Origin of the sequence: Stappia stellulata DSM 5886 (assembly GCF_000423705.1) — a bacterium.
GTDB classification, from domain to species: Bacteria; Pseudomonadota; Alphaproteobacteria; order Rhizobiales; family Stappiaceae; genus Stappia; species Stappia stellulata.
Genome location: NZ_KE384082.1, coordinates 1 through 25,222, shown reverse-complemented (window position 1 = coordinate 25,222; position 25,222 = coordinate 1). Strand labels below are relative to the sequence as shown.

Here is a 25,222-nt window from a genome sequence, read left to right as displayed (position 1 = left end):
GGGACGCGCGCGAGGGACAGAGACCGGCTTCACGGGAGGAGGCGCGCATGACAGTCGCATCGATTTTGAATCAGAAGGGTCGGGACGTGGTGACGGAGCGCGCCGGCACCAGCTTGCGCGACATCTGCTCGATCCTGGGCACGCGCCGGATCGGCGCGATCGTGATCACCGCCGAAGACGGCAAGATCGAGGGCATCATCTCGGAGCGCGACGTGGTCCGTGCGATCTCGCAGGACGGAATGGGCGCGCTCGACCGGCCGGTGGCCGATTTCATGACGGCGTCGGTGGTGACCTGCGAGGTGCAGGAGACCGTCAACTCGGTCATGGCGCGGATGACGGGCGGCCGGTTCCGGCATGTTCCGGTGGTGCAGGATGGAAAGCTCGCCGGCCTGATCTCGATCGGGGATGCGGTCAAGCATCGCATGGCGCAGATCGAACGCGAGGCGGAGGACATGCGCAACTACATCGCCATGACCTGACGACGCGACCACGCGGGGTGCCTGGCGCTCCCCGCTTATACGAAGACGGACGGCACGGATCGGGGTCCGTGCCGTTTCTCGTTGCAAGGAAAAAGGCAGGGCGCTGACAGGCGGCCCGAGGTCAGCTCTTGCCGTAAACAACCTCGGGGTCGTAGACGCGCGCGTCTCCCGTCGGTTCCAGGCGGGGGGAGCCATCCGGCCCCAGCTCTACGCGCCGATAGAAACAGGACCTGTAACCGACATGGCAGGTGGCGCCATTGCCGGCCACACGGACCCTCAGGACAAGCGCGTCCTGGTCGCAGTCGGTGAGCACCTCCACGACCTGCTGGACCTGTCCGGAGGTCTCGCCCTTTTTCCAGTAGCTCTGGCGCGAGCGGCTCCAGTACCAGGCCTCGCCCGTTCGCAGCGTGCGCGCAAGCGCCTCGGCGTTCATGTATCCGACCATCAGCACGCTGCCGTCGTCGGCATCCGTCACGACGCAGGCAACAAGGCCGTCGGTGTCGAACTTCGGCTGGAAGCCGGTCCCTGTCTCGATGTCCGTCTTGTCGCCGCGCGCAGCGAAGATCGTGTCGCTCATGTCAGTCCATTTGTTGCGCGCTGTATTTCGTGGAACGCATTGTGGGAGAAGGCGCGGGGGGTCAGCGCCTTGCGTCGCGCACCAGGCTCATGAAGCGGACCTGTTCGGCCGGATCGTCGCGGAAGACGCCGGTGAACTGGGTCGTGATCGTCGAGACGCCGCGCTTCTGGACGCCGCGCATGGTCATGCACTGGTGTTCGGCCTCGAGCATAACCGCAATGCCGCGCGGGGCAAGGTGGGTGTCCATCGCGTCGGTGATCTGGGCCGTCAGGTTTTCCTGCGTCTGAAGTCGCTTGGCGAAGATGTCGACCACGCGGGCGATCTTCGACAGGCCGACCACGCCCTCGGAGGGGTAATAGGCGACATGCGCCTCGCCGACGAAGGGCAGCATGTGGTGCTCGCAATGGGAGAAGAACGGAATCCCGCGCACGAGAACGATGTCGTCGTAGCCGCCGACATCCTCGAAGGTGCGCTTCAGGTGTTCGGCCGGGTCCTGGTCGTAGCCGGAGAAGATTTCCTTGTAGGCCTTTGCGACACGCTTGGGCGTGTCCAGAACGCCCTCGCGCATCGGATCGTCGCCCGCCCAGGCGAGCAGGGTCCGCACGGCAGCTTCCGCCTCCTCGCGCGTCGGACGCGTGGCCGGGGCCTCGGCGCTGTCGTCGCGCTGCGCGACCGGGTTCAAAATGGCATCCATTGCGGGCTCCCCCGTTTGTACTCTTTTACGCATGCGTTACGCTGACCCCGTCGCTTCGGACCACATGAAACATAAGGTGCGACAATCCTTTCGCCGCGAGATCGCATGGCATTCTGGTTGAATTGCGGCATTTGCCCCGCTCCGCGACCGCGGTCCGGCGTGACGGCGAAAGCGTCCCGTTTCTTTCGCGCGATGCTCCCTATATAAGAGGAAAGCACGGGCTGTGAAGCTGGAACGCCGGAGTCACGCTTTCTTGAAGAGGCATGTATGCTCGACGACGTCTACAATACCAAAATCCTCGAACTGGCCGGCAACATCCCCCGTATCGGTCGTCTCGACGCCCCTGACGCGTCCGCGAAGGCTCACTCTAAGTTGTGCGGATCCACGGTCAATGTCGACTTAAAAGTGCATGGTGAAGTTGTGACCGATTTTGCGCATGAGGTCAAAGCATGTGCGCTCGGACAGGCATCTTCCGCGATCATGGCGCGCAACATCGTCGGCGCGAGCGCGGCGGAGCTGCGTGCGTTGCGCGAGCGCATGCGCGCCATGCTCAAGGAGGGCGGGCCGCCGCCGGACGGCCGGTTTGCCGAATGCGCCTACCTGGAACCGGTGCGCGCGTACAAGGCCCGCCACGCCTCGACGATGCTGACGTTCGATGCGGTGGTCGAGGCGCTGGACAGGATCGACGCGGCCAAGGACACCAACGCCGCCTGAGGCAAACGCGCCGCCAGATTGCGGCGGTTTCGCGCTGTTTGAAGGACCGACGTCCATGTGCCCTGCGACATCGCATTCCCCTCGCGCGCGCACCGGACCTGGCGCGCGCGTCGTGCTGGGGCTGATCCGCGTCTATCAGCTGACCTTTTCCGCCTTCATCGGCCGCTCGTGCCGCTATGCGCCGAGCTGTTCGGAATACACATCCGATGCCATTCGCAAGCACGGCCTGTGGGCGGGCGTGTGGATCGGTCTGGCGCGGCTGCAGCGCTGTCGGCCCGGCGGCGGCAGCGGGTTCGACCCCGTGCCGGAGACCTGCGACCACCATGCGTCCCGTTTCCGGCCCTGGCGGTTCGGGCGCTGGCGGTCCGATCACATCGATCCGGCAACGCGGCTCGACTGAAGCCATGCGTTTTCGTGTCCCGGCATGCATATCGCGCGCAAGACGCGCACGGATTATCCCGTTAATGCGGCGGTGATGCCCTTCTCCATTCCGGGTGTGCGCAATGACTTCCAGCACTGCCCCGGACCTCGACATGCGCCTGGCCGGGACGAGCGATCTGCCGGAATTGCTACGCCTTGAAAACGCGTGCTTTTCCGGGGATCGCATCTCCCGTCGCAGCTTTCGCCGCTTTCTGGAAAGCGCCGGCGCGTCCTGCCTTGTGGCGGAGGGGGAGGGCGGGCTACTCGGATATGCGCTGTTGCTGTTTCGCTCCGGAACGGCGATGGCGCGGCTTTATTCGCTCGCCGTCGATCCGGCCGCGCGCGGCTCCGGCCTGTCGCGCCGGCTGCTGGCGGCCGCCGAGGCCGATGCCTTCGCGCGCGAGCGCGTCCTGCTGCGGCTGGAGGTGCGCGAGGACAATGCGCCGGCCCGCGCGCTTTACGAACGTGCCGGCTACCGGCGGTACGGGCGCGTCGCGGATTACTATGAGGACGGCACGGCCGCGATCCGGATGGAAAAGCTGCTGCACGACGAGGCGGCACCGCCCTCCGCCGTGGCTTACCATTCGCAGACATCGGATTTCACCTGCGGTCCGGCGTGCCTGATGATGGCGCTGAAGCATTTCGGCGCGGTCGATACGCTCGACGAGCGGCTGGAGCTCAGGCTCTGGCGGGAAACCACCACGATCTATCTGGCCTCGGGTCACGGCGGCTGCGGCCCCTTCGGCATGGCGGTCGCCGCCGCGCGACGGGGGCTTGAGGCCGAGGTGCGGCTTGCGCCTGGCGGGCATCTGTTCCTGTCGTCGGTGCGCGATCCGGACAAGCGGCGGGTGATGGAGATCGTGCAGGACGATTACCGCAGCGAAGCGGCGGGTCTGGGCATCGACAGCTCCGGTGAGCCGCTGTCGGCGGCCGACCTCGCCGGTGCGGTTGCCGAAGGGGCGCTGGCCATCGTGCTGATTTCCGAATACCGCATGCTGGGTCGGCGCGGCCCGCATTGGGTGCTGGTGCAGGGACAGGACCCGCGCCATCTCTTCATTCACGATCCCTGGCTTGGCTACGAAGGCTATGAAACGCCGCAGGACGCCGCCAACCTGCCGATCCCTTTCGCCGAATTCGACCGTATGGCCCGTTGGGGCAAGCCGCCGGTTCGCGCGCAGATCCTCCTGAAGAAGGCTTAGACCCGATGGCCACCTGGGTCGTACTCGTCGACAATCCCAAGGATGTCTCGAATGCGGACACGCCGCACAAGGTGATGAGCGTGCGCGACTATCTGATGCGGCCGAAGCTCTTCACCGGCACGCATCCCAACATCATAAACCTGTCGCGCTCCTATTCCTATCAGGGTGCGGGCTACTATGCCTCGCTGCTGGCGGAAGCGCGCCAGCACCGCGTGCTGCCCAATGTCGAGACGATGATCGAACTGTCGCGCAAGGGGCTTTACCGCCATGCGCTTCCCGAGCTTGAGGACAGCCTCAACCGCTGCCTCGCCAAGGCGGGAAAGGAGGTCGCCGGCGACCGCATCCTCGTGTGCCTGGGACATACCGGCGTCGCGGCGCTGGACCCCTTCGCGCGTCTCCTGTTCGACTGGTACCGCGCGCCGATCCTCGAGGTCACCACCATCGCCGGCGACTGGACCGCGATCAGCCGGATCCGCACCGTTCCGGTCCCGGATCTCGATGCCGCCCGCCGGGCCTTCATGATGGAAAGCCTGGAGCGCTACACCCACCGCGCCTGGCGGGCGCCGAAGCAGCGCGTCCCGATGAAATACGCGCTCGCGGTGCTCTCCGACCCGAAGGAAGAGCTGCCGCCGTCCAGCCAGGCATCGCTGCGCCACATGGCGAAGGCGGCGGCCCGTCAGGGCGTCGAGATCGTGCCCATCGGCAAGGGCGACCTCGACCGGCTGGCGCAATACGATGCGCTCTTCATCCGTGAGACGACGAATATCGACAATCACACCTACCGTTTCGCCCGCCGCGCGACGCAGGAGCGCATGCCGGTGATCGACGATCCGGTCTCGATGATCCGTTGCACCAACAAGGTCTATCTGGCCGAATTGATGGAAAGCCATGGCGTGCCCGTGCCGCGCACGGCGATCCTCTCAAGCGTCAAGGAAGCGGCGGGGCTGGAAGAGCGTCTCGGCTCGCCGGTGGTGCTCAAGATCCCGGACGGGTCGTTCAGCCGGGGCGTCTTCCGGGTGTCCGGCGAGGCGGAGATTGCGGAGAAGCTGAAACTGCTTCTCGACGACAGCGATATCATCATCGCGCAGGAATATTGCCCGACGGAGTTCGACTGGCGCATCGGCGTGCTCGACGGCGAACCTCTGTTCTCCGTGCAGTATCTGATGGCGAAGAAGCATTGGCAGATCGTCAAGCACGAGGACGGCAAGCAGGCGAAGGAAGGAAGCTTCCGCTCCGTGTCGCTCGCCGAAACCCCGCCGGCGGTGGTGGAAACGGCCGTGCGCGCCGCCCGCCTCATCGGCGACGGCTTTTATGGCGTCGACCTGAAATCCTTCGGCGACCGGGTGGTGGTGATCGAGGTCAACGACAATCCCAACCTCGACCACGGCGTCGAGGACGCGTCGGAAAAGGACGCGGTGTGGGAACGGCTGGTGCGCTGGTTCGTGCGCCGCATCGAGGCGCGGTGAGATTTGTAAACTTGAGCACCTTAGATTGTTGCTTTGTCTAATAAATTTACCTAGCGAAGATACACTTCGCCGGCCACAGAGAGAACTGGAAGAGGAAGATGGACAGTATGTAAATTTAAAGGGTCCCATGCTGTCTGTTTCGTGAGTGAGAATTCACCCAAGGTGAGCCAAATGTCAGTTGGAAAATATTCGAATTCAGCCGATTTTTTTCCGAAAATGTCTTCCATTGCATTCCGGCTCATTTTTATTTCCCGAAAACTCGAAAAATGCTTGGAGATTTTTGTTTTACTTCGGAAAATTATTCTGTCTCGTGTCATGGATGAAAAACATGGAGAAGGTCCATCAAGACTCCATTTCAATCCAATCTTGATGTACGGTGGGAAAGGTCCATTGTATCCGAAGTTGTATTTCTCCCATCCTGAATCCAGAAGTGAATCGAATAAGCTTTTCCCATTTTGAATTTTTTGTTCAGGAGTTTGCACGATAATTTTTCCTGTATTTCGGTGTAATCAGTGATTAATGCGCCCTGAATTCCCAGTTGAATATAACTCGTTTCGTCCTGTTGTCCCTAGCGGTCAAATCGCCTAAATGAACCGTGCTTAGCGTCGGTAGTTTGTGCCGGCGCCTGACCCACACATGCTTACCTGCCGCGTTTGCAGGAGTGAGCCGGAGAGACACATGATCGACCTGACCTTTCCCGACAATTCCGTTCGCCCGTTCGAACCCGGCATCACCGGTGCGGAGATCGCCGCAGGCATTTCCAAGTCCCTCGCCAAGAAGGCGGTCGCGGTGGCCATCGACGGCGAGCTTGCCGACCTTTCCGAGCCGATCAAGGCGAACGCGAAGCTGGAGATCGTCACGCGCGACGACCCGCGCGCGCTGGAGCTGATCCGCCACGACGCGGCCCATGTGATGGCCGAAGCCGTGCAGGAACTGTGGCCGGGAACGCAGGTCACCATCGGCCCGGTGATCGAGAACGGCTTCTATTACGACTTCAAGCGCGACGAGCCGTTTACCCCCGACGACCTGCCGGTCATCGAGAAGAAGATGCGCGAGATCATCCAGCGCGGCGATGCCTTCACCAAGGAAGTGTGGTCGCGGGAGGAGGCGAAGCGCCACTTCCTCGCCAAGGGCGAGACCTACAAGGTGGAACTGCTCGACGCGATCCCCGAAGGCGAGGACGTCAAGATCTACAAGCAGGGCGGCTGGCTCGATCTCTGCCGCGGGCCGCATATGGCCTCGACCAAACAGGTCGGCGACGCCTTCAAGCTGATGAAGGTCGCCGGCGCCTATTGGCGCGGCGACAGCGACAACGAGATGCTGACCCGCATCTACGGCACCGCCTGGGCGAATGATGCCGAGCTGAAAGCCTATCTCCACATGCTGGAAGAGGCGGAGAAGCGCGATCACCGCAAGCTCGGCCGCGAGATGGATCTGTTCCACTTTCAGGAAGAGGGACCGGGCGTCGTTTTCTGGCACGCCAAGGGCTGGAGCCTGTTCCAGAGCCTTGTCTCCTACATGCGCCGGCGTCTGGACGAGGACTACGACGAGGTCAATGCGCCGCAGATCCTCGACACCTCGCTTTGGGAGACCTCCGGTCACTGGGGCTGGTACAAGGAGAACATGTTCTCCGTGCAATGTGCCGATCCGGAAGCCGAGGACACGCGCCTCTTTGCGCTGAAGCCGATGAATTGCCCCGGTCACGTACAGATCTTCAAGCACGGGCTGAAGAGCTACCGCGACCTGCCGCTGCGTCTGGCCGAGTTCGGCGCGGTGCACCGTTACGAGCCGTCCGGCGCCATGCACGGGCTGATGCGCGTGCGCGGCTTCACCCAGGACGATGCGCATGTCTTCTGCACCGAGGACCAGCTCGCCGAGGAATGCCTGAAGATCAACGAGCTGATCCTGTCGACCTATGCCGACTTCGGCTTCGACGAGATCGTCGTCAAGCTCTCCACCCGGCCTGAAAAGCGCGTCGGCTCGGATGCCTCCTGGGATCATGCCGAGGAGGTGATGGGCAAGGTCTTGAAGACCATCGAGGCGCAGTCGGGCGGCCGCATCAAGACCGGAATCCTGGAAGGCGAGGGCGCCTTCTACGGTCCGAAGTTCGAATACACGCTGCGCGACGCCATCGGCCGCGAATGGCAGTGCGGCACGACGCAGGTCGACTTCAACCTGCCCGAACGCTTCGGCGCCTTTTATGTCGACGCCAACGGCGAGAAGAAGACCCCGGTGATGGTGCACCGCGCGATCTGCGGATCGATGGAGCGCTTCCTCGGCATCCTGATCGAGAACTATGCCGGACACTTCCCGCTGTGGCTGGCGCCGCAGCAGGTGGTCGTCACCACGATCACCTCTGACGCCGACGACTATGCCCGCGAGGTACTCGCCGCGCTTAAGAAGGCGGGGCTGCGCGCCGAGATCGATCTTCGCAACGAGAAGATCAACTACAAGGTCCGGGAGCACTCGCTTGCCAAGACACCGGTGATCGTCGTCTGCGGCAAGCGCGAGGCGGAGGAGCGCACGGTGAACATCCGCCGTCTCGGCTCCAAGCACCAGACGCCGATGGGGCTCGACGACGCGGTGTCGTCGCTGGTCGACGAGGCGGTCGCGCCGGACCTGCGCCAGGCGGCGGATTGACAGGAGCCAGGTGACGGCGCCTTCGCGAAACCGTCACGCTCCATCGTGTATGAACCCAAGCCGGGCTCGCGCTGCGCGTCCGGTCTTTTTTGGGGCCGGCAGATCCGCAGGCACGGTGTTTCGGGGGAAGAGCGTGCACGATACCGAACTGAGCTACGCCAACCCGGACCATCCATGGCTCAAACGGTCCGTCATCCGGGCAATCGAGACGCTGTCCGGGCGGTCGCATCTGCTGGGCTATTACCGCTACTGGCGGGATGCCATCGCTGCGACCTCCGCCCACAAGTGGAGCGATCTTCTTTCGCTGGTTGGAGTGAATGTCGTCGTGGCGCAGGGAAGCTGGCCGCCGGAAGCGGTGCCGGACGGTCCGCTGGTGATGATCGCCAACCATCCTTATGGCCTGAGCGACGGACTTGCCGTCTTGTCGCTCGCCGAGCGGCTGAACCGGCCCTATCGCATCCTGATCAACAACGAGCTGCTCAAGGCGCCGGAAATCCGTCCCTACGCCCTGCCGGTCGATTTCGAGGAGAGCGAGGCGGCCTTGCGCACCAACATGAAGACGCGTCAGGAGGCGCTTCGGCTGCTGGGCGAGGGCGTCACGATCATCGTCTTTCCCGGCGGAGGCGTCGCCACGGCGGACCGTCCGTTCGGACGCGCACGCGAACTTCCCTGGAAGACCTTCACCGCGAAGATGATCCGCGCCTCCAGGGCAACCGTTCTGCCGCTGCATTTCGAGGGGCAGAACTCGCCGCTGTTTCACATCGTCTCGCGCTATTCGCTGACGCTGAGGCTGTCGATGTATATCCGCGAGTTCCGGCGGCTGATGGGGCGGGATCTTGCGGTGCGCATCGGCGCGCCGATTCCCTTCGCCGAGCTTGCAGCCTTTGGCGACCAGCGGGCGATGATCGCGCATCTGCACGAAAGGGTTCTGGCGCTGGCGCCGGCGGAGCTGGCGAAACGGCGCCTTTCGATCCGGCGCAAGCCGTTCAGCCGCGCCGCCTGACACCGGCGAGGGGGCAGAAGGTCAGTTCTTCACGGGGTTCTTGGTCAGGACCTCGACCTCGCCATGCTCGGCGGTCTCGACGAGAAAGTCGCGCGAGTAGAGCTTGTCGGCGTTGCGCGCGATCACCTGATACTGCCCTGACGCCAGTGTGAAGGCGGGGAAGGCGCCATTGGCTTCCGCGACCATGTCGCCGCCGGGTGTCAGCACGCTCCAGGCGGTGTTGGCGAGGGCTTCCCCGCCGCGCTGGTTGACGAGCTTGAGCGTGACGCGCGCGGCATTGTGATAGACGGTCGCCTCGGTGAGCTTGCCGGGCTCGACGTGGATGTCGGCCCGCACGACCGCATTGACGCCGCCGTAGCGGCTGACGACGTGGTAGGTATCGGCGTTGAGGCGCACGACCTCGCCCGGTGCGATGTTGCCGGCGACCAGCTTGCGCTCGCCACGGCTGTCGAACTCGCGCTCGTAGATATCGAAACGCACCCGCCCGGTCGAAATCGGCATGTGTCCGCTGAACAGGGCGTCGAGCTTCATGCCGCCGGCGTTGAGCAGGACGGTCTCGCTGGTGACGCCGTTGCGCACGGCGATGCGGCTCGTGCGCCCGGCAAAACCGAAACCCGTATGCACGATGTAGGTGCCCGGCTCGAGACGAAAATCGGCGTCGCCGCCGGTGGCGGTGGCGACCAGTTCCAGCTTGCCGTCGTCGCCCGGCGTGTCGGCATAGACCCGCCAGGAGACGCCCCTGCTGAGGGACGGTCCCTCCTCGCTGAGGCGGGCGACGAGGTAGACGGGGCTGACACCCGAGGGGGCGGGCATACCCGTGTCCGGGGTGATGGCCGGTGCATAGGGGACGGCCGGGGCGATCGATCCCTGGATCGGGGCGTCATCCGCCAGCCCGTCGAGCGGCGGCAACTCGTCGTTCGCGGCCGGGGCCGGATCGGGATTTCCCACCGCGCCGAGGTCATCCGGCTTGGGGGACGGCACGCCCACATCCTGGGCAAACGCCGCTGTGCCGAGAAAGGCGACGACGACGATGCCCGAAAGGTGTTTCAACACGACATGCATGAGTTCGATCTGTCCCGTTCCGGCAAGATTGGCATTGCATGTCGTTCCTTCCCCAAAACTGGGGCGATTTCAAGTCTGCCGGTCCATCAATCCCGAGATCGCGATGCGTTCGGCATACCGGCAGAATTGACAGCGGCGAAAAGGCGTCTACCTCTTGCCGGGAACAGGGCCCGCATCCCGGGCCCCTGCCGTGCCCGTGAAGGGGCGGGACACCCTCGTCCCGTTTCCGCGAAATCCTTGCCCAGAAGGACACTCATGACTATGGACCCATTCGATGTGCTGGGGCATTTGCTCAAGCGCCGGTCGCACCCCGCCGCGACCCTTGCCACGCCCGCGCCGGACGGTGCGGCGCTGAATGCCATGCTCGAGGCGGCATCTCGGGTGCCGGATCACGGCAAGCTCGTGCCCTGGCGGTTCATCCTGTTGCGTGGCGATGCGCGCGATGCGCTGGGCGCAAAGCTGGTCGAGACGCTCGAGGCGCGTGGCGAAAGCCTTGACGACACCCGGCGCGAGCAGGAAACGACGCGCTTTTCGCGCGCGCCGCTGGTCATCGCGGTGGTGAGCCGCGCGACGGTGCATCCGAAAATTCCGGTCTGGGAGCAGCAACTTTGCGTCGGCGCGGTGTGCATGAACCTCGTTCATGCGGCGCACGCGAGCGGCTATGCCGCGCAATGGCTGACGGAGTGGATGGCTTTCGACGACGAGGTCAGCGCGATGCTCGGGCTGGCCGAGGCGGAGCGCATCGCCGGCTTCGTGCATGTGGGGACCCCGACACAGGTGCCGGCGGAACGCGCCCGCCCGGATCTGGACAGCCTGATCAGCGAGTGGACCCCGCAATGAGCCATTATTCCTACACGATCGCGAATGGGCACGGCCTGCCGCACAACCCCTTCAAGGCCATTGTCGCGCCGCGTCCCATCGGCTGGATCTCGACCGTGGGGACGGACGGCGCCGCCAATCTCGCGCCCTACAGCTTCTTCAATGCGGTCAGCGATACCCCGCCGATGGTGCTGTTTTCCTCCAGCGGCTTCAAGGACACCGTGGCCAATGTCGAGGCGTCGGGCGATTTCGTCTTCAATCTCGCAACCGAGGATCTCAAGGAGGCGATGAACCAGTCGTCGGCGCCCTATGCGCATGGCGTTTCGGAGTTCGAGAAGGCGGGCCTCACTCCGGTGCCGTCGGATCTGGTCTCCGCGCCGCGCGTCGGCGAGGCCAAGGCGGCCTTCGAATGCCGGCACCTCCAGACCATCCGCCCGGTCGGACTGGACGGCACGCCGGCCGACAACTGGATCGTGCTCGGCGAAGTGGTCGCGGTGCACATCGACCGCTCCGTGCTGTTGGACGGACGGTTCGACGTCACGCTTGCCCGGCCGCTCTCGCGGCTGGGATATCTGGACTATGGCGTTGTCGACAGTGTCTTCCAGATGAAGCGCCCCGCCGCCGAATAGAGGGGCCCGGGGCGTTAACCGGCCCGTCGGTTTTCCCTGATAACAGGTGAGCGGACATGCCCCGGTTGTTGCCGAGGACGCTGGCAATCGGGGCGGACCGCATCTGTTTCAGGGGGATACAATGTCGCACGCGAGCCATAGCTCCATTCCGCACTGGTCGTGGCTGGTGCCGGTGACCGCCGCTCTTGCGCTCGCGCTGATCATGTCCGGCGTGCTTGCGGAGACATCGGTGGCGGTCCTGGTGCTCGTCACGCTGTTGCTCGGCGGTGCGGTGTTTGCGTCCGTGCATCATGCCGAGGTGCTGGCGGCGCGGGTCGGCGAACCCTTTGGGTCGGTCATACTGGCGGTTTGCGTCACGGTGATCGAGGTGGCGCTGATCGTGTCGATCATGCTTTCGGGCGCGGAAGGAAACGAGGTGGTGGCGCGCGACACGGTGTTTTCCGCCATCATGATCGTGCTCAACGGGGTGATCGGCTTTTGCCTCGTGCTCGGCGGGCAGCGCTTCCACGAGCAATCCTTCCAGCTCAATGCCGCATCCGCCTCGCTGGCTGTACTCGGCACGCTCGCGACCGTTTCCTTCGTGCTGCCGAACTTCGTGCTGGCGGGCGGCAACGGTGGCTTCTCCATTCTCCAGCTTCTGGTGATCGGCGTGGTGTCGCTCGGCCTCTATGCCACTTTCGTCTTCGTGCAGACGGTGCGGCACCGCGACTATTTCATGGCCGAGGACCGCTCGGGCGGAGGCGAAATCGGGGCCGAAGCGGAGCTGCCCTCCGTCCGGGTGACACTGGCAAGCCTGGTCCTGCTGCCCGCGGCCCTGCTGACGGTGATCCTGCTTGCCAAGATCCTGTCGCATCCGCTCGACTCGGCGGTTGCCCTTGCCGGCTTGCCGCAGGCGGTGGTCGGCGTGGTGATCGCGGCGATCGTGCTCTTGCCCGAGGGCATCGCCTCGGTCCGTGCGGCCTTGCACAATCAGTTGCAGAACAGCGTCAATCTCGTGCTTGGATCGGCCCTGGCCAGCATCGGCCTGACCATTCCGGTGGTGGCGGCGGTCTCGGTGGTCATGGGCAAGCCGCTTGTCCTCGGCCTGATGCCGGAAGACCTGGTGCTTCTTGTCCTGACGCTGTTTGTCAGCACCCTGACCCTGGGCACCGGGCGCACGACCATCCTGCATGGGGCCGTGCACCTCAGCATTTTCGCCGTCTTTCTGCTTCTCGCGGCGATTCCCTAACCTGCAGTCAGCCCGGCGGCGCGCGCGCGCGCCAGAAGTTTTTCCGCGCGCCGCAGATGCGGGCGGTCGAGCATTTCCCCGTCGAGCCCCACAACCCCCGGGTCGCCGGCGGCGGCGAAGGCGTCGACGATGCGCCGGGCGTCCGAAATGGCGTCGGGCGAAGGGGTGAACACGTCGTTGATCACCGGAACCTGCGCCGGATGGATCGCCATCTTGGCGGTGAAGCCGTCGCGCAGCGCTTCTTCGGCCTCGCGGCGCAGGCCGTCGGTATCGCGAAAGTTGGTGTAGACGGTATCGATGGGGATGGCGCCGGCGGCGACCGCGCCGAAGAGGCACAGGTTGCGTGCCATGCGGAAAGGCTCGGTGAAGCCGCCCGATCCGTCGCGGGTCGCGCGCGCGCCGATGTCGGCGGAGAGATCCTCCGCCCCCCAGGACAGCCCCTCCAGGCGCGGGCTTGCGCCGGCATAGCTTCCCAGATTGAAGACGGAAGCGGCTGTTTCCGTCGCGACGATCAGGATCCGCGTTTCGCCGTCGGGACGGTCGTTTTGGGCCTCGTGCACGGCGAGACGGGCGTCCAGTTGCTGAACGCTTCGGCCGGCGACGGATTTCGGCAGCATGATCCCGTCGGGCGCCATCGGCATCACCGCTGCAAGATCGGCCTCCGTCTCGCCGGTGTCGAGCGCATTGACGCGGACATAAAGGCGGGGCCGTTCGGTCTGCTTGCGCGCCTCCTTCAGGAAACCGGCCGCGACGGTTCGCGCATGGGCCTTGGCCTCGAGCGCGACGGAATCCTCAAGGTCGATCAGCAGGACGTCGGCGCCGCTTTCGAGGCCCTTGGCGAGCTTGCGCTCACTGTCGGCCGGGACGAACAGGAGCGAGCGCATGGATCAGGACCCTCCGCCGCGTTTTTTCATGAAGGCCTGGCGCCGGCACACCGCCACCAGCACGTCGTGCTGGTTGAAGGCCTTGTGCTCGAACTCGACTATGCCCGCGTCCGGACGCGAGCGGGATTCGCGCTTGGAGACGACTTCGGTGGTGCAGTGGACGCTGTCGCCCTGGAAGAGCGGGTTGGGAAACTTCACGTCGCTCATGCCCAGGTTGGCGATGGTCGTGCCGACGGTGGTGTCGTTCACGGAAATCCCGATGAGCAGACCGAGCGTGAACAGGCTGTTGACCAGCGGCTGGCCCCATTCCGTCTGGGTCTCGCAGAAATGCCTGTCGATGTGCAGCGGCTGCGGGTTCAGCGTCATGTTGGAAAACAGCATGTTGTCCATCTCCGTCACCGTGCGGGTGAGCGTGTGATGAAAGACATGCCCGGTCTCGAATTCCTCAAAATGCAGTCCCGGCATGGGATCCTCCCCTTTGGAATCACGCGCAAAAACACGGGCAGGAGGCACGGTCTGCGCAGATTATGCGAATCGCCCCTTTCGATTACCCACGCAAAACCCAAGGCGCAACAGGCGTTAAGGGGCGTTAACGTGTCGTTAACCACTTGCCTCCGACTCTTAACCAAATCCTAAGACATGAGCAGCCAGGAGAGCGGAGCATGAAAGTCGGCGACCCGTCCTCGATCGCCTCCAGGATCGAGCAAGCGTTTCAGTCCGCCAGCACGACCACCGGTGCCTCCTTCGAGTACCTGGTCAAGACGGCGCAGCGTGAATCGAATTTCGACGAGGACGCCAAGGCGCGAACCTCCAGCGCCTCGGGTCTTTTCCAGTTCATCGAAAGCACCTGGCTCGAGACGCTCAAGCAGTCCGGCCACAAGCACGGCCTCGGCCAGTATGCCGACCAGATCCAGCGCTCTTCCGGCGGGCGCTACAAGGTTGCCGATGCCGACATGCGCCGCGAGATCCTGGCGCTGCGCGACAATGCGGAAATCGCCTCGAAGATGGCCGGTGAGCTCACGCAGAAGAATGCGGAGTATCTGTCGCGAAAACTGGGCCGTGCTCCGAACGAGGGCGAGCTTTATATCGCGCATTTCCTGGGTGCCGGCGGCGCGAACAAACTGATCCGTCTGGCGGAAACGCAGCCGACACTCGCTGCCGACCGGGTGTTTTCGAAGCAGGCGCGTGCCAACAAGCCGATCTTCTACGAAAAGGGCGGAGCAAGGACCGTTTCCGAGGTCTATGCCAATCTGGTCGCCAAGCACGGCGGCCCGACGCCGACCATTCCCGGGCTGGGAACCACCCGGATGGCGGCCTTGCCTGCGGCCAAGCCGCAGCTTGCGGGCAATCCGGTGACGCTTGCGGCGGTCGACAACGCGGTTCCCGTCGACGCGGCCATGCCGGGGCGCGAGCTCTCCATGGGCGATCCGACAAGCCGGGTCCTGACCGCCTGGTCGGCCACCAACGATATTTCCTCGCCCTTCCATGCCCTGTTTCGCAACGGGGTGGAGGCGAAGCGGGCGTCCTTCGACAGCACGTTTCTTACCGCTTTCGCCGCGCAGGAGGTGGGACAGCAGGAGGCGGTCCAGCGCGCCGCAGCGCGTCAGACATCCGATGGCGACGCCTATAGCGATCGTCGCTCGCGGGTGCTGGCACAGCTGGAAACCACCGGAACCGCCTCGCTGGGGGCGGGTCGTCCGATGGACCTGACGGGGTTTCTCAACTACCGGCCGAGCTTTGCCCAGAAGGAGCTCCTGCCTCCGGTGTGACGGACAGGTCTTCCGGCGGCGTTCCCGCGCACGGCGCCATGCGCCGCGTTTTCAGGATAATGACAAAGCATCGAGTGGCGTCCTCCCGGACGCAACGAGAGCTGCGATCCGGGATCGGAGAGGTCGGGAATCGCGGCTGGCAATTCCATAGAACGGATAGGTTCTTGGCTCGCCGATACCGGGTCGCGCTGACGCTTGCCCGGTATGACGCTGGAGAGCATTCGCCCCCTCTGTCATCAGTCTGAACACGCGGCGCCTTGCGCCGCGTGTTTTCGTTTGGCCCGCTCCCGAGCCTTTGCCGGCAAAGCTGCGATCATGGTGAACGAAGCCTTAAAGGTTTATCGCGCAAACTGCTGATCCTGATGAGTTTGCTGCCGCCTTTGAGGATGCCGCACGATGATCGTTCAACAGTTCCTGCGATGGATGTCGGATGCGCCGGTCGAGCGCCGCGCCGTGGCGACGAGCGCGCTGGCGCGCGCCTATCTGTATTCGGATCTTTGCGAGGACGACCTGGAGGCCGCCGAAGCGGCGATGACGATCCTGCTTGACGATCCCAGCGCCACGGTGCGCCGGTCGCTTGCCGAGGCGCTGGCGCGCAGTCCGCATGCCCCGCGCGAGGTGATCCTGGCGCTGGTGTCGGATCTGCCGCCGATCGCGGAGCCGGTCCTGACCTATTCCCCGGTGCTGCTGGATGCCGAACTCGTCGATGCCGTTGCCGGTTTCGCCGATCCGCTTCCCGCAGCCGTTGCCCGGCGACACGACCTGTCCGTGTCCGTCGCCGCGGCGATTGCGGAGGTCGGCTCGCTGTCCGCCTGCCTCGCGCTTGCCGACAATCACGAGGCGGGGATCCCGAAGTTCAGCCTGGCGCGGATGGTGGAGCGCCACGGTGACAGTCCCGAATTTCGCGAGGCCTTGATGCGGCGCGGCGACACGCCGATCGAGATCCGCCAGATGCTCCTGAAGCAGGTCGGCGACCTGTTGAGCGACCATCCGCTGGTGCGGCTGGGCCTGCGTGAGGAACGCGCGCGCGCCGTCGTGCTGGAGGCCCGCGAGCGGGCCACCGTGTCGCTGGCCAACACGGCCGATATCGGGGAAACCCAGGCGCTGGTGGAACACCTTCTGACGAGCGGCCAGCTGACGGCCGGGCTGCTGCTTCGCTCGGTGTGCACCGGCAACACCGGCCTGTTCGAGGCGGGGCTGGCGCGGCTGTCGGGACTCGGGCTCGGCCGTGTCGCCTCCGTGGTGCAGGGCGGGCGCATGCTCGCGCTGAAGGCGCTCCTGTCGCGGGCCGGGCTTCCGGCGCGCACGCATCAGCTGTTCTGCGTTGCCGTCACGGTGTGGCGGGAGATTTCGCGGGAGGCCGGTCATGCCGTGAGCTGCGGCGCGAATGTCGTGCTGGCGCGCCGTGTCGTCGGCATGGTTCTCGACCGCTACCAGGCAACGGACGGTGTCGAGGCCGACGATCTTGTTGTGATGCTGCGACGGTTTTCCGCGGAAATCGCCCGCGAATCGGCACGCGCCTACATGGAACGCACCCTGGCGGCCTGACATGCGGTTGTCCGGTGCGGCCTGATCTCAGTTCGCTTCCGGTTCGGCAGGCGGCGCCGTTCGCGCGACGAAATCCTCGGTCACTTCGGCGAGACGGTCGACCAGCGCGCGGGCGGTGGGGTTTTCTTCCTTTTGCGCGGTTTCGGCGACCATGGCGCGCACGGCATCGACATGCTGCGCCACAAGCTTTGCGGGGAGGGCGTCCGCCGGAACGTGTTCGATCAGGTGACAGAGACTGCCGGCGACCGCGCCGACCAGCGGATAACCGAGCGTGCTTGCCTGCCCCTTGATGTCATGGGCGGCGCGAAACAGTGTCGCGCAGCGGTCCTCGCTCATGCCCTTTTGCTGGATGTCGCTCCAGGCGGCGGCAAGCGTCGCGGCCTCATTGGCCATCCAGTTGTCGAAATCCCCTGAAAGACGGTCGAGCGCCGCCTCCGCCGACTTGACGGGATCAAACCGCGCGGCTTCGCGTTCGCTCATCATCCGCACCTTCGATCGCAGGTCGCGCGGCGGCTTCACCACCTCATAGCCGTCATTTGACTTGGTCGGATCGCTGGCCATTGTCGTGTTCCTTGAGCGAGGGCCGGTCTGGAGCCGTATGCAGCGTCTGTTCGACACGTTTCAGGGGCGGAGCGCGGCGGAACCTCGACCTGAAGGTCACGACACCGCCGAGTCGCGCATCTTTGTCACAGCCCGACTTTGGTCGACTTCCCCCGGGCCGTCCAGAGTGTATCCGTCGTCCCGCTTTACGCCGCGCCGCTCGGCCCCGATGAACGTCGGGCTCTGGAACCGGCGACGGTCGGGGCCGAAGAAGCTCTTGGTCCGGATGAAATCCCGCTGATTGAGCACGCAATTGGCGAGACGCAGATAAAGGCCGCGCGCGGAAACGGGCTTGCACATCACCTCGGTGACGCCGGCATCCCGGGCGGAGATCACGCGGTTTCTTTGTGTGTGCGCGGTCACCGCGACGATCGGGATAAAGCAACTCGGAGCGGGAGAGCGGCGAATGATGCGCGTCAGTTCCGCGCCGTCGAGGATCGGCATCATCCAGTCGACCAGCAGCAGGTCCGGGTCGCGCGCTCCGATCAGCTCCAGCGCGCTTGCGCCGTCTTCGGCCTCGAAGATCCGGCGGATGCCGTATCCCGAGAGCAGCATGCGAAGGATATGGCGCATGTGCGGGTTGTCTTCCGCAACAAGCACGCGAAGGCTGCTCAGGTCGAGATGTGGAATGGCCATGGCTTCGGGACGCGACGGTGCCCGGATTCGCGTCGACGTCCGGGGCTGCGCGGCGAGGGCGGGATTGCCCGGCCGCGACCATGCATCGTGATCGGCAAACCTTGCGAAAACGTGGACGAGCGGAGCCCGCGCGCGGGCCGCTCAGTAACGAAACATCTCCGAGAGGATGCGTTCGTCCCAATTGTGGTCGGCGTCGAAGAGCGCAAGCGAGCTGGAGTTCTTTTCCTCGCGCACCCGGACCTCGGTGACGTTTCGGATCTCGGTGTAGTCGGCGGCCGCCGACACCGGACGCTTGGCGGTTTCCAGTACGGTGATGCGCACGCTGACGCTGTTGGGCAGCAACGCGCCGCGCCACCGGCGCGGACGAAAGGCGCTGATCGGGGTCAGGGCCAGAAGCTGGGTGTCGATCGGCAGGATCGGCCCGTGGGCGGAGAGATTGTAGGCTGTGCTGCCGGCCGGGGTCGCAATCAGCACGCCGTCGCACACGAGCTCCTCCATGCGCACGCGCTCGTCGACCGAAATCCTGAGCTTTGCCGCCTGATGCGTCTGGCGCAGCAGGGACACCTCGTTGATGGCGAGCGCGGAATGGATATGACCCAGGGCGTCGGTCGCTTCCATGACCAGCGGATGGATCCGGCTGACCACGGCCTTGCGGATGCGCTCCAGCAGGTTTTCCTCGCCGAACTCGTTCATCAGGAAGCCGACCGAACCGCGGTTCAGCCCGTAGATCGGCTTGCCGGTGTTCATGAAGCGGTGGAGCGTCTGCAGCATCAGTCCGTCGCCGCCGAGCGCGACGATCACGTCGGCCTTTTTCGGGTCGTGCGCGCCATAGCGGCGTTCAAGCGACTGGCGGGCATCTTCCGCCTCGCCGGTCTCGCTTGAGATGAACGCCAGTTTCTCGATAGGGTGCATCGGCTGATCCATGACACCGATCTAGCATGTGCGATCCGCAATTGGGAATTCATCTTGCGATGCAAAGTTGCAGCGACATCCGTTTGATCTACGCGACCTTCCCGGACACGGCGAGTGCGCGGGCGGCGGCACACGCCCTTGTCGGCGCGCAACTGGCCGCCTGTGTCAACATGTGGCCGGGCATGCAGTCCGTCTATTGCTGGCAGGGCGCGGTCGAGGAGGGCGCGGAAGTCGTGTTCCTGGCGAAGACGACTTCCGCGCGCCTTGCAGAGGCGATGGCGAAGATCGCCGAAAGTCACCCGTTCGACGAGCCGGCGGTGATCGCCCTCGACGTCGCGGCCGGGCGCGACGGCTTTCTCGACTGGATTCGTGCCCAGACCGGCGGCGACGAGCCGCTGTCCTGATCCGCCGGCTGGCGGGCGGTCACTGGCCCGGCGTCAGCGTCTTCAGATAGGCGGCGACCGCCTCGCGGTCGGCTGCCGGCGCCCTGGCCCAGTTTTCCTGCACGGACGTCATGCTGCCGCCGACGGAATCGTAATCCGGGGTGAAGCCGCTTTCCAGGTAGTAGGCGATGTCGGTCGCCGACCAGTCCGCGATCCCGTCCGAAGATTGCGTGATGTCGGGGATCATGCCGTCGCCGCCTTCCGGGTCGGGGCCGCCGGCGAGCCAGCGGGTCATGTCGAGCCCGCCAAGGGCATCGCGCGGTGTGTGGCATTCGGCGCAATGGCCGGCCCCGGTGACGAGATAGGCGCCGCGTTTCACCAGATCGTCGGCCGATTGCGGCGGCGTCGGGCGCGCCGCATCGAGGTAGAGCAGCTTCCAGAAACCGAGCGCCGGGCGGAAGGCATAGGGAAACGCGAGATCGTGCCCGGCGACCGTGTTGTCGCTTGCCGGCAGCGTATCGAGGAAGCCTTTCAGGTCGACAAGGTCGTCGCCGCTCATGTGGCGATAGGACGTATAGGGAAAGGCCGGGTAATAGTGGCGCCCGTCGGGGCTCGTGCCCTCGACCATCGCCGTCAGGAATTCTTCCGTCGTCCATCCGCCGATGCCGTGTTCGGCGGAGGAGGAGATGTTGGGCACGTTGAAGGTGCCAAACGGCGTCTTCAGGGCCAGTCCGCCGGCCATGATCCGCTTGTCGTCGCCGCTTGCCCCGGGCGCTGCATGGCAGGAGGCGCAACCGCCCGTCCAGAAGACGGCCTCGCCGTTCGCAAGGTCCGGCGTGCGGTCGGGAACGGAGGCAACGCGCTCCGGTCGGGTGAGGTACAGCGCGCCAGCCGCCGTCAAAAGGACAACACCTGCAAGAAGCAGGATGGATTTTCGGCGGACCATCGGGTCACTCCGGCTGTGGGGTTTGAAAAAAAGACCCGGAACGGCGGGGTGCCGGCGCGCGAACGGCCGGCCCCTGTCTTGAGGCTGGTCGAGAACGACGAGCCGGCGCTCAGTCCTTCTTGACGCGATAGGTCTCGTGGCAGGCCTTGCAGTTCTGCGCGACCGAGCCGAAGGCGCCCTTCAACTGCTCGAGACCGCCGCCGGCGGCCGGCAGGGCGGCAAGCGCGGCCGCCTGCATGTCCATGGCGATCTTGTCGAAGCCGGCCTTGTCTTCCCAGATCTTCGGGGCGGCCTCGGTGTCGCCGGTGGTGCTGCCTTCGGGAAACTGGGTAATGAAGCCGGACGGGGTGGTGAAGAGAACCCGCATCGCCATTGCGGCGAGGTCCGCGTTGTATTCGGTCTCGCCCTTGAGCATCTTGCCGAGCGTCCCGGTGGCAGCGCCCACCTGTTTCATCATGTTCTGGCGGGTTTCCACCGGATCCGCGACGGCCAGGCCGCTCGCCATGACGAGCGGCAGGGCGAAAGCAAGTCCACGCATGCAGGTTTTGAGCATTCAAGATCTCCCTCGGTCTCGGCGAAAGGCCGCCGGGCACAACTTTCGGTGCTCCGCCTGCCGCACTCAAGCAGGCAGCTATCACGAAACCGTGAAGCGGTGAAGCGGAAAGCGGTCAGCGGCAATCGCTTGCAAGATCCCGAAGATGGGCGGCCGCCTTGTCCGGCCCGACGACGGCATCGCGGATCAGCATGTCGAAATGCCTGGTGAGGGCGCGGATGTGCTCGACCGAGTTCACCACCAGGTACAACGATCCAAGATAAAGCGCCGCGCGCTGGGGGCCGAACACCGTATAGGGCGCCGCGTACCGGTCGCGCCCGTCGAAGAGGAACAGGCGGAAGGTCGGATAGAGTTCGTCGGCAAGCCGCGCGATCAGCTCCAGCTGGTCGCGTCGCTCCTGCCGCGTCAGACCGCTCCAGGCCCCGCTGCCGTCGGCGAGCAGGCGCAGCGTCTGCAGCGGCATGCAGACCTCCATGTCGGTTTCCGGGCGGCGGGTGTAGGCGAGAAGCCGCTTTGTCTGTTCCGCCTTTGCGGCCGCCTTTTCCGCACCCGTCCCGGCGAATTCGTAGTGAAGCACCGCGTCGCTGCGCACCAGGTCGGGCAAGGTCGCCGGCACGTATCGGATCTTGTAGCCGGCGGCCTCCTGGTGCCAGGCGGCAAGCAGCGTCTCGCCACGGCCGTTCGCCGACTGCTCGATCTGGAGTGCCGGGGCGATGTCGGTCGCTTCCGACTGGGATTGCGCAAGCCCGAGGAGCCAGTCGGTCGTGACCCCTTCCGCGCGGGCAATGTCGCACAGGGCCTCGGCGCGGGGCATGCGGGTCGAGGCGGGGTCGAGAAAGTGACTGATCGCGGAGCGGTCGAGGCCGATGCGTTCGGCAAAGCGCCCGGGGGCCTCGCCGGCGCGCGCGATGAGGGCGGCGAGGCGCTTGCGAAACAATCCGGCGAGTTCGCGCTTGTCCGATCGTGCCATCGGGCCTCCGGTTCTCATGATTTCACGACAAATTTGTATTTTCACAAAAGTAGCACGAAAACGATGCGAATGTTCCAATTCATTTGGGAATTGACACATTGCCGGAGGCGCCCCTCCGGCGCATCACTCGGGGACCGCCAACACAGAGGTTCCCCTTGCCCACAGCGCATGTCCCGCCGTCCCGCGCCGCACAGGCGCGCACATCGCACACCCGAACGCTCGAGTGGCCGACCCTTCTCCTTGCCCTTGGCGTTCACGCCGTGTTTCTGGGGCTCGTTCTCGCCGCCCCGCATGTCGGCATTTGGGCCTATCTCGCCCTTGTCCCGGTCCTCACGCTGCATTCCTCGCTTCAACACGAGGTGCTGCACGGTCATCCGTTTCGCGCGCCGCGACTCAACTGGATCTTCGTGGCGTTGCCGCTCGGGATGTTCGTTCCCTATTGGCGGTTTCGCGCGCTCCACATCGCCCATCACCGCGATCCCGCCCTGACCGATCCTTTTGACGATCCGGAAAGCTGGTACCGCGATCCGTGCGACTGGGCGGGGATGTCGCCGGTCAAGCGGTGGTTCCTGACGGCGACGAACACGCTTGCCGGGCGGATGCTGCTCGGCCCCATTGCCGGAATGGCGGGGCTCGTCGCCGGCGACGCACGGGCGATTCTGGCTGGGCGACGGGACGTTCTCGCCGCCTGGGCGGAGCATCTCGCCGCGCTTGCGCTGCTGGTCTGGTTGCTGCGCCAGGTGCCGGGGTTCTCGCTGACGGGGTATGTTGCGGCCTGCTACGGCGCCTCTGTGCTGCTGTGCCTGCGGACCTTCCTGGAGCACCGGGCCGAGGACGCCGTCGGACACCGCAGCGTGATCATCGAGGAGAGCGGTCCCCTCGCGGCGCTGTTCCTGTTCAATTCGCTGCATGCGGTGCATCATCTGGACCCGTCCCTGCCGTGGTACGGGCTGCGCGCCGCCTATGCGCGCGACCGGGCGCAAGTGATCGCCGCCAACGGCGGCTACGTCTACCGTTCCTATGCGCAGATCATCCGGCGCTACGCCTTTCGCTGCAAGGAGCCGGTCGTTCATCCGCTGCGCGGGACGGCGGCGGGGCTTCGAACGCCGGATGCGTCCGCTGAAGCGTCGAGAACGGCCTTTGCGCCGGAAGGCGTGTCGCCGGGAGCGCGTGTCTCGGGTGAGACATGACCCAGGTCTCGCGAGGATCCCGCGTTTTTCGGGATCTTCGGATAAGAAATGAACTCTTGAAGGAAATTGTGGTGCCGGCAGCAGGATTCGAACCCGCGACCCCCTGATTACAAATCAGGTGCTCTACCAACTGAGCTATACCGGCAAGCGAGGCGCTTCTAGCACAGGATTTTCGCTCGTGCATCCCGTTTTGCAAGCGTTTCGTTCTGCAGGCGGCCAAGGGGGCGCCGGCGGCGCGTGCGCCTGCGCAGCCGCGGCGCTAACCGGCCGTGCGCCGGCCCTCCAGACTTTCGCGAATAATGTAGAGCGCAAGCACGGCGGCATTGGAAACATTCAGCGAGGCGATCTTGCCCGGCATGTCGAGACGGGCAAGCGCATCGCAGTTCTCGCGCACGCCCTGACGCACGCCCTTTCCTTCAGAACCGAGCACCAGGAGCACCTTGTCGCCGGTGTCGGTTTCCTCAAGCCGCGCCGGCCCCTCGCTGTCGAGCGCGACGGTGCGAAAGCCGCTGTCGCGCATCTCGGTGACGAAACGCGCCATGTTCTTCACGCGGACGTGGCGAATCATGTCGAGCGCGCCGGAGGCCGATTTGGCGAGAACGGGGCCTTCCTCCGGTGCGTGGCGTTCGGTGGTCACAACGGCATCGGCGCCAAGCGCAACGGCGGAGCGCAGGATCGCGCCGACATTGTGCGGATCGGTCACCTGGTCGAGAGCCAGGACCAGGCGCGCGCGCCCCAGATCGCGTACGCCAAAGGCGGGCAGGGGATCTGCTTCCAGGACGGCGCCCTGGTGAACGGCGTCGCGCCCGACCATCTGGTCGAGCTTTTTCGGCGAGACCGTCTCCACGGGCACATCGATGCCGACGTCGCGCTCCGACAGGCGTCGCAGCGCGTTCTCCGTGGCATAGAGCTTGAGTCGCCGCCTTTCGGGGTTGGCGAAGGCGGCTTCGATCGTGTGAAGACCGTAAAGCCGGAGCGGCCCCTCGGTCGCAGCACTGCCCGGCTGTCTGGCCCGGCGGTGGCGCCCAGGGGAAAAGGATTTCGGTGCGCGTGTCATCGCATCAGCGCTTATCGCGGGCGCGCGCGAGCGGCAAGAAGAAAGCGTCTGGGGACAGGGGGGCGATTTTGTGTCGACGACGGACAAATGGGCGTTGACACCCCCAACCCCGTTCTGCATAACACGCGCCACGGGAGCAGCCTCGCGATTGTTTCGCAGGACGTTTTCGTGATGCCATCCAAGGCGCTTCGGCGACGGGGAAGGTGAAACGGAGGAGTGCCCGAGTGGTTAAAGGGGACGGACTGTAAATCCGTTGGCTTAGCCTACGTTGGTTCAAATCCAACCTCCTCCACCATCCCCCGGCCGGCGGCGGGTGTAGCTCAATGGTAGAGCAGCAGCCTTCCAAGCTGACGACGAGGGTTCGATTCCCTTCACCCGCTCCACGCACAAGCGCCCGGCCGCAAGGCCCGGAGGGCGGATCGGAAACCGCGTTCCCGCTCCGAGTATCCGCCGCCGCGTTGCGGTCGGCTCTTCACCGTGTTTGATAGACTTAACCGCAAGTTGGACAGAGAGCGACGCCGATGGCGAAAGCAAAGTTTGAGCGGACGAAGCCGCACGTGAACATTGGCACGATCGGCCACGTCGACCATGGCAAGACGACGCTTACGGCGGCGATCACGAAACAGTTCGGCGACTTCAAGGCGTATGACGAGATCGACGGCGCGCCGGAAGAGCGTGCGCGCGGCATCACGATCTCGACGGCGCACGTGGAGTACGAGACGGAAAACCGTCACTACGCCCACGTCGATTGCCCGGGCCACGCCGACTACGTGAAGAACATGATCACGGGTGCGGCGCAGATGGACGGCGCGATCCTGGTGTGTTCGGCGGCCGACGGCCCGAT

28 protein-coding genes and 3 tRNA genes are annotated in these 25,222 nt (G+C 65.0%); 17 read left to right on the top strand and 14 right to left on the bottom strand.

The features are described 5' to 3' along the window. The first annotated feature begins 47 nt into the window (after nt 1–47). Nucleotides 48–479, top strand: a complete 432-nt coding sequence (locus G572_RS0112380) for a CBS domain-containing protein (RefSeq protein WP_029058753.1) — start codon at nt 48–50, stop codon at nt 477–479. A gap of 121 nt (nt 480–600) precedes the next feature. Here the strand turns inward: G572_RS0112380 and hisI are convergent, their stop codons facing one another. Both hisI and folE read right to left on the bottom strand, forming a co-directional pair. Further along, nucleotides 601–1,056, bottom strand: a complete 456-nt coding sequence (hisI, locus tag G572_RS0112375) for a phosphoribosyl-AMP cyclohydrolase (protein ID WP_029058752.1) — start codon at nt 1,054–1,056, stop codon at nt 601–603. A 61-nt stretch (nt 1,057–1,117) separates the two neighbouring features. Continuing rightward, nucleotides 1,118–1,750 carry a GTP cyclohydrolase I FolE gene (folE, locus tag G572_RS0112370; RefSeq protein ID WP_029058751.1) on the bottom strand — a complete coding sequence of 211 codons (633 nt, stop codon included), beginning with the start codon at nt 1,748–1,750 and terminating at the stop codon, nt 1,118–1,120. Nucleotides 1,751–2,017: 267 nt separating this feature from the next. Between folE and G572_RS0112365 the strand changes: the two genes are divergently transcribed. From G572_RS0112365 to G572_RS0112350, 4 genes are all read left to right on the top strand, one after another. Further along, entirely contained in the window at nt 2,018–2,464 is a 447-nt protein-coding gene (locus G572_RS0112365; protein WP_029058750.1) for an iron-sulfur cluster assembly scaffold protein, read from the top strand. 55 nt (nt 2,465–2,519) lie between these two features. Beyond that, nucleotides 2,520–2,864: a membrane protein insertion efficiency factor YidD gene (gene yidD / locus G572_RS23650; protein ID WP_051242288.1), complete on the top strand. Its 345-nt coding sequence runs from the start codon at nt 2,520–2,522 to the stop codon at nt 2,862–2,864. Between the two features lie 103 nt (nt 2,865–2,967). Beyond that, the gene (locus tag G572_RS0112355; protein ID WP_029058749.1) at nt 2,968–4,083 is read left to right on the top strand and encodes a GNAT family N-acetyltransferase/peptidase C39 family protein; all 1,116 of its coding nucleotides are present in this window, start codon (nt 2,968–2,970) and stop codon (nt 4,081–4,083) included. A 5-nt stretch (nt 4,084–4,088) separates the two neighbouring features. Then, nucleotides 4,089–5,549 (top strand): RimK family protein, encoded by a 1,461-nt coding sequence (locus G572_RS0112350; RefSeq protein ID WP_029058748.1) that lies wholly within the window; start codon nt 4,089–4,091, stop codon nt 5,547–5,549. Between the two features lie 50 nt (nt 5,550–5,599). Here G572_RS0112350 and G572_RS26255 read toward each other — a convergent pair whose 3' ends face one another. Then, nucleotides 5,600–6,031: a hypothetical protein gene (locus G572_RS26255; protein ID WP_156884592.1), complete on the bottom strand. Its 432-nt coding sequence runs from the start codon at nt 6,029–6,031 to the stop codon at nt 5,600–5,602. Nucleotides 6,032–6,227: 196 nt separating this feature from the next. On the opposite strand from G572_RS26255, the gene thrS reads away from it, so the two are divergent. Continuing rightward, nucleotides 6,228–8,189, top strand: a complete 1,962-nt coding sequence (gene thrS / locus G572_RS0112345; RefSeq protein WP_029058747.1) for a threonine--tRNA ligase — start codon at nt 6,228–6,230, stop codon at nt 8,187–8,189. 133 nt (nt 8,190–8,322) lie between these two features. Continuing rightward, complete coding sequence (locus tag G572_RS23645; RefSeq protein WP_037546789.1) at nt 8,323–9,192, top strand: lysophospholipid acyltransferase family protein; 870 nt, start codon at nt 8,323–8,325, stop codon at nt 9,190–9,192. A gap of 21 nt (nt 9,193–9,213) precedes the next feature. Here the strand turns inward: G572_RS23645 and G572_RS0112335 are convergent, their stop codons facing one another. After that, the gene (locus tag G572_RS0112335; RefSeq protein WP_037546787.1) at nt 9,214–10,254 is read right to left on the bottom strand and encodes a hypothetical protein; all 1,041 of its coding nucleotides are present in this window, start codon (nt 10,252–10,254) and stop codon (nt 9,214–9,216) included. A gap of 255 nt (nt 10,255–10,509) precedes the next feature. Here G572_RS0112335 and G572_RS0112330 point away from each other — a divergent pair, with 255 nt between their 5' ends. From G572_RS0112330 to G572_RS0112320, 3 genes are all read left to right on the top strand, one after another. Next, nucleotides 10,510–11,094 (top strand): nitroreductase family protein, encoded by a 585-nt coding sequence (locus tag G572_RS0112330; RefSeq protein WP_156884590.1) that lies wholly within the window; start codon nt 10,510–10,512, stop codon nt 11,092–11,094. After that, a complete protein-coding gene (locus G572_RS0112325) occupies nt 11,091–11,702 on the top strand; it encodes a flavin reductase family protein (protein ID WP_029058744.1) in 612 nt (203 codons plus the stop codon). Before G572_RS0112330 ends, G572_RS0112325 begins: the two co-directional genes overlap by 4 nt. A 121-nt stretch (nt 11,703–11,823) precedes the next feature. Next, nucleotides 11,824–12,930 (top strand): calcium:cation antiporter, encoded by a 1,107-nt coding sequence (locus tag G572_RS0112320; protein WP_029058743.1) that lies wholly within the window; start codon nt 11,824–11,826, stop codon nt 12,928–12,930. Here G572_RS0112320 and G572_RS0112315 read toward each other — a convergent pair. Both G572_RS0112315 and G572_RS0112310 read right to left on the bottom strand, forming a co-directional pair. Next, nucleotides 12,927–13,814 (bottom strand): HpcH/HpaI aldolase/citrate lyase family protein, encoded by an 888-nt coding sequence (locus G572_RS0112315; protein WP_029058742.1) that lies wholly within the window; start codon nt 13,812–13,814, stop codon nt 12,927–12,929. The genes G572_RS0112320 and G572_RS0112315 overlap by 4 nt on opposite strands. A gap of 3 nt (nt 13,815–13,817) precedes the next feature. Further along, nucleotides 13,818–14,279, bottom strand: a complete 462-nt coding sequence (locus G572_RS0112310; RefSeq protein ID WP_029058741.1) for a MaoC family dehydratase — start codon at nt 14,277–14,279, stop codon at nt 13,818–13,820. A gap of 197 nt (nt 14,280–14,476) precedes the next feature. Between G572_RS0112310 and G572_RS0112305 the strand changes: the two genes are divergently transcribed. After that, nucleotides 14,477–15,583, top strand: coding sequence for a transglycosylase SLT domain-containing protein (locus G572_RS0112305; protein ID WP_029058740.1), 1,107 nt, complete (start codon nt 14,477–14,479; stop codon nt 15,581–15,583). A gap of 396 nt (nt 15,584–15,979) precedes the next feature. Continuing rightward, a complete protein-coding gene (locus G572_RS23640; protein WP_037546783.1) occupies nt 15,980–17,131 on the top strand; it encodes a DUF2336 domain-containing protein in 1,152 nt (383 codons plus the stop codon). Between the two features lie 27 nt (nt 17,132–17,158). Here the strand turns inward: G572_RS23640 and G572_RS23635 are convergent, their stop codons facing one another. The 3 genes from G572_RS23635 to G572_RS0112285 all read right to left on the bottom strand — a co-directional run bounded on the left by G572_RS23635 (nt 17,159) and on the right by G572_RS0112285 (nt 19,279). Next, a complete protein-coding gene (locus tag G572_RS23635) occupies nt 17,159–17,692 on the bottom strand; it encodes an Hpt domain-containing protein (RefSeq protein ID WP_037546781.1) in 534 nt (177 codons plus the stop codon). Nucleotides 17,693–17,788: 96 nt separating this feature from the next. Beyond that, complete coding sequence (locus tag G572_RS0112290; protein ID WP_037546779.1) at nt 17,789–18,367, bottom strand: response regulator; 579 nt, start codon at nt 18,365–18,367, stop codon at nt 17,789–17,791. Nucleotides 18,368–18,508: 141 nt separating this feature from the next. After that, the gene (locus G572_RS0112285) at nt 18,509–19,279 is read right to left on the bottom strand and encodes an NAD kinase (RefSeq protein ID WP_156884671.1); all 771 of its coding nucleotides are present in this window, start codon (nt 19,277–19,279) and stop codon (nt 18,509–18,511) included. Between the two features lie 59 nt (nt 19,280–19,338). Between G572_RS0112285 and cutA the strand changes: the two genes are divergently transcribed. Beyond that, nucleotides 19,339–19,683 carry a divalent-cation tolerance protein CutA gene (gene cutA, locus G572_RS0112280; protein ID WP_029058737.1) on the top strand — a complete coding sequence of 115 codons (345 nt, stop codon included), beginning with the start codon at nt 19,339–19,341 and terminating at the stop codon, nt 19,681–19,683. A gap of 19 nt (nt 19,684–19,702) precedes the next feature. Here cutA and G572_RS0112275 read toward each other — a convergent pair whose 3' ends face one another. The 3 genes from G572_RS0112275 to G572_RS0112265 all read right to left on the bottom strand — a co-directional run bounded on the left by G572_RS0112275 (nt 19,703) and on the right by G572_RS0112265 (nt 22,131). After that, nucleotides 19,703–20,608, bottom strand: a complete 906-nt coding sequence (locus G572_RS0112275) for a c-type cytochrome (protein ID WP_029058736.1) — start codon at nt 20,606–20,608, stop codon at nt 19,703–19,705. Between the two features lie 109 nt (nt 20,609–20,717). Then, a complete protein-coding gene (locus G572_RS0112270; RefSeq protein WP_051242286.1) occupies nt 20,718–21,161 on the bottom strand; it encodes a c-type cytochrome in 444 nt (147 codons plus the stop codon). Nucleotides 21,162–21,276: 115 nt separating this feature from the next. After that, nucleotides 21,277–22,131, bottom strand: coding sequence for a helix-turn-helix domain-containing protein (locus G572_RS0112265; protein ID WP_029058734.1), 855 nt, complete (start codon nt 22,129–22,131; stop codon nt 21,277–21,279). A gap of 155 nt (nt 22,132–22,286) precedes the next feature. Between G572_RS0112265 and G572_RS23630 the strand changes: the two genes are divergently transcribed. Continuing rightward, complete coding sequence (locus G572_RS23630) at nt 22,287–23,321, top strand: fatty acid desaturase (RefSeq protein ID WP_084650106.1); 1,035 nt, start codon at nt 22,287–22,289, stop codon at nt 23,319–23,321. Nucleotides 23,322–23,390: 69 nt separating this feature from the next. On the opposite strand, the gene G572_RS0112255 is transcribed toward G572_RS23630, so the two are convergent. Next, nucleotides 23,391–23,466: transfer RNA gene (locus tag G572_RS0112255), tRNA-Thr, on the bottom strand. 114 nt (nt 23,467–23,580) lie between these two features. Next, nucleotides 23,581–24,378, bottom strand: coding sequence for a 23S rRNA (guanosine(2251)-2'-O)-methyltransferase RlmB (gene rlmB / locus G572_RS23625; protein ID WP_051242284.1), 798 nt, complete (start codon nt 24,376–24,378; stop codon nt 23,581–23,583). A gap of 210 nt (nt 24,379–24,588) precedes the next feature. Between rlmB and G572_RS0112245 the strand changes: the two genes are divergently transcribed. From G572_RS0112245 to G572_RS23620, 3 genes are all read left to right on the top strand, one after another. Then, a tRNA-Tyr gene (locus G572_RS0112245) sits at nt 24,589–24,673 on the top strand. A 14-nt stretch (nt 24,674–24,687) separates the two neighbouring features. Next, nucleotides 24,688–24,761, top strand: a tRNA-Gly gene (locus G572_RS0112240). 138 nt (nt 24,762–24,899) lie between these two features. After that, nucleotides 24,900–25,222 (top strand): GTP-binding protein (locus G572_RS23620; RefSeq protein ID WP_037546777.1); only part of this gene is annotated, 323 nt, incomplete at its 3' end.

Excerpts from the sequence above, each read along its gene's own strand:
- cutA (WP_029058737.1), top strand. The coding sequence starts at position 19,339 with ATGCAAAGTTGCAGCGACATCCGTTTGATCTACGCGACCTTCCCGGAC.
- G572_RS0112320 (WP_029058743.1), top strand. The coding sequence starts at position 11,824 with ATGTCGCACGCGAGCCATAGCTCCATTCCGCACTGGTCGTGGCTGGTG.
- G572_RS0112275 (WP_029058736.1), bottom strand. The coding sequence starts at position 20,608 with ATGGTCCGCCGAAAATCCATCCTGCTTCTTGCAGGTGTTGTCCTTTTG.
- G572_RS0112310 (WP_029058741.1), bottom strand. The coding sequence starts at position 14,279 with ATGCCGGGACTGCATTTTGAGGAATTCGAGACCGGGCATGTCTTTCAT.
- G572_RS0112355 (WP_029058749.1), top strand. The coding sequence starts at position 2,968 with ATGACTTCCAGCACTGCCCCGGACCTCGACATGCGCCTGGCCGGGACG.
- G572_RS0112380 (WP_029058753.1), top strand. The coding sequence starts at position 48 with ATGACAGTCGCATCGATTTTGAATCAGAAGGGTCGGGACGTGGTGACG.
- thrS (WP_029058747.1), top strand. The coding sequence starts at position 6,228 with ATGATCGACCTGACCTTTCCCGACAATTCCGTTCGCCCGTTCGAACCC.
- G572_RS23635 (WP_037546781.1), bottom strand. The coding sequence starts at position 17,692 with ATGGCCAGCGATCCGACCAAGTCAAATGACGGCTATGAGGTGGTGAAG.
- folE (WP_029058751.1), bottom strand. The coding sequence starts at position 1,750 with ATGGATGCCATTTTGAACCCGGTCGCGCAGCGCGACGACAGCGCCGAG.
- G572_RS0112285 (WP_156884671.1), bottom strand. The coding sequence starts at position 19,279 with ATGCACCCTATCGAGAAACTGGCGTTCATCTCAAGCGAGACCGGCGAG.
- rlmB (WP_051242284.1), bottom strand. The coding sequence starts at position 24,378 with ATGACACGCGCACCGAAATCCTTTTCCCCTGGGCGCCACCGCCGGGCC.
- G572_RS23640 (WP_037546783.1), top strand. The coding sequence starts at position 15,980 with ATGATCGTTCAACAGTTCCTGCGATGGATGTCGGATGCGCCGGTCGAG.
- G572_RS0112335 (WP_037546787.1), bottom strand. The coding sequence starts at position 10,254 with ATGCATGTCGTGTTGAAACACCTTTCGGGCATCGTCGTCGTCGCCTTT.
- yidD (WP_051242288.1), top strand. The coding sequence starts at position 2,520 with ATGTGCCCTGCGACATCGCATTCCCCTCGCGCGCGCACCGGACCTGGC.
- G572_RS0112365 (WP_029058750.1), top strand. The coding sequence starts at position 2,018 with ATGCTCGACGACGTCTACAATACCAAAATCCTCGAACTGGCCGGCAAC.
- G572_RS0112265 (WP_029058734.1), bottom strand. The coding sequence starts at position 22,131 with ATGGCACGATCGGACAAGCGCGAACTCGCCGGATTGTTTCGCAAGCGC.
- G572_RS0112350 (WP_029058748.1), top strand. The coding sequence starts at position 4,089 with ATGGCCACCTGGGTCGTACTCGTCGACAATCCCAAGGATGTCTCGAAT.
- G572_RS0112270 (WP_051242286.1), bottom strand. The coding sequence starts at position 21,161 with ATGCTCAAAACCTGCATGCGTGGACTTGCTTTCGCCCTGCCGCTCGTC.
- G572_RS0112305 (WP_029058740.1), top strand. The coding sequence starts at position 14,477 with ATGAAAGTCGGCGACCCGTCCTCGATCGCCTCCAGGATCGAGCAAGCG.
- hisI (WP_029058752.1), bottom strand. The coding sequence starts at position 1,056 with ATGAGCGACACGATCTTCGCTGCGCGCGGCGACAAGACGGACATCGAG.
- G572_RS0112315 (WP_029058742.1), bottom strand. The coding sequence starts at position 13,814 with ATGCGCTCGCTCCTGTTCGTCCCGGCCGACAGTGAGCGCAAGCTCGCC.
- G572_RS0112290 (WP_037546779.1), bottom strand. The coding sequence starts at position 18,367 with ATGGCCATTCCACATCTCGACCTGAGCAGCCTTCGCGTGCTTGTTGCG.
- G572_RS0112325 (WP_029058744.1), top strand. The coding sequence starts at position 11,091 with ATGAGCCATTATTCCTACACGATCGCGAATGGGCACGGCCTGCCGCAC.
- G572_RS0112330 (WP_156884590.1), top strand. The coding sequence starts at position 10,510 with ATGACTATGGACCCATTCGATGTGCTGGGGCATTTGCTCAAGCGCCGG.